The 648-nt window shown below is 54.6% G+C and carries 2 protein-coding genes; both read right to left on the bottom strand.

Annotation, left to right across the window (positions count from 1 at the left end; genetic code table 11):
• Window positions 1–367, bottom strand: a 367-nt coding sequence (locus tag ACFQ4G_RS21945; protein WP_379041135.1) for a hypothetical protein, incomplete at its 3' end; no start/stop codon positions are given.
• A gap of 2 nt (window positions 368–369) precedes the next feature.
• A partial coding sequence (locus ACFQ4G_RS21940) for a hypothetical protein (RefSeq protein ID WP_379041133.1) occupies window positions 370–648 on the bottom strand: 279 nt, incomplete at its 5' end.

Here is a 648-nt window from a genome sequence, read left to right as displayed (position 1 = left end):
CTTCAACGTGAGGCTTGTAATACTCATCTACCCGAAGGCCCTTGTAGGACCGCTCGATTTGATCGTGGATGCGAGTGCCTTCCTCTGCTGCGTCCTTAGCCTGCTGCTTACTATCGGCCATGATGCGCTTCAGGTAATCTTCTTCCGGCTCATCATCCAATCGAGGCAAGGTTAGAGCGGCCAAGATGCCTTGATTTATCTTCCACACCTCCAGTTGTGGCTTGGCTACTACGCCAAGAATGGTTGTGACTGAAGGAACTAAGCCCTGCTTGCGAGCGTCGCGCAGATCGGTGGCCCGGAGGCCACCTTTCTGCGTTACCTGCTCATAGCATGGCTCTCCATCGCGGGTATACCAATGCTCAGCCATGGTCAGAAGTTCAAGTCGTCGTCTTGGAACTGCTCATCAATCTGACGGCCACCATACGACTGCTGCTGCGGCTTGTTAGCCAACGGCTTATGCCACTTGCCAGACTTGTCCAGCCATGCAATGTAACCGTCCAGGGCCTTGGCTGCCGTGTTATCGATGACCTCATTTGCCATCTGGCGAGTGTCCGGGTTGTAGGCAGCGCTGATGTTAAGACGACTGCCAATATTGCCATCCCGCTTTTCGTAGTCCTCAGTTGTCAGAATCAGGCCGATGCGCGGGCC

It is taken from the genome of Methylobacterium marchantiae, from assembly GCF_042679825.1.
Classification (GTDB): Bacteria; Pseudomonadota; Alphaproteobacteria; order Rhizobiales; family Beijerinckiaceae; genus Methylobacterium; species Methylobacterium marchantiae.
Note: the sequence above shows the minus strand (reverse complement) of the source record. Positions and strands in the feature narration are given on the sequence as shown.